This is a genomic window from Caballeronia arvi (assembly GCF_001544695.2).
GTDB classification, from domain to species: Bacteria; Pseudomonadota; Gammaproteobacteria; order Burkholderiales; family Burkholderiaceae; genus Caballeronia; species Caballeronia arvi.
The window spans coordinates 1-597 of sequence record NZ_FCOM02000336.1 but is presented as its reverse complement, the minus strand read 5'-3'; the positions used below and the strand labels follow the sequence as shown (position 1 = coordinate 597).

Annotated in this window: 1 protein-coding gene; it reads right to left on the bottom strand. The window is 57.6% G+C overall.

All coding sequences use genetic code 11. The features are described from left to right. Positions 1-113: 113 nt before the first annotated feature. Positions 114-443 carry a hypothetical protein gene (locus tag AWB74_RS45215; protein ID WP_061152863.1) on the bottom strand — a complete coding sequence of 110 codons (330 nt, stop codon included), beginning with the start codon at positions 441-443 and terminating at the stop codon, positions 114-116. Between the last annotated feature and the right edge of the window lie 154 nt (positions 444-597).

Below are 597 nucleotides of genomic sequence, written 5' to 3'. Positions count from 1 at the left end.
CCGATCCTGGCCCGCGATGACGCGCTTGGACTGCAAATCAAGCACGAGGCGGTGCATCAAAAAAGGCTCATTCGCCCAGAGCGACTCCCAGTCTCCCACCGCGTATTGACTTGTCATGCTTGATCACCGGAAGTTTGATCGCGTTGAGTTTGCCTCAGCAACTCCGCTTCCGCTTCTTGCAATAAGGCGCGCGCGTATTCCGAGATGAACGCGCTGTCGTGATGATCGACCTTTCCAAACACGGTGACGAGCACGCGCCGTGCTTCGGTGGCGAATGCGACTCGGCATTCCTCGGTGGCAAACGTGACGTCAGTGACGATCCGTTCGGCGTGGTCGTGAATTGTGCCGACCTTCTTCCCATCGAGCAGGATTCGGGCCGTCGCGTTGACGCCGTGCCGTGTCTCGGTGAACTGGATGCTCAAAGGATCGATGGTGTAGGGCATGGTAGCTCGCTCATAAAGATTTGAGTGTTTGAACACGTGCGCTGATGTGTCGGCACGTACTCCAAGCCTATTCATCTGATCGCGAAGTCAAGGACGCCGGGGCGGATCCACGGGTAGTGGACTCAGTGGGCAAAGACGAGGGACCCGAAGCGTA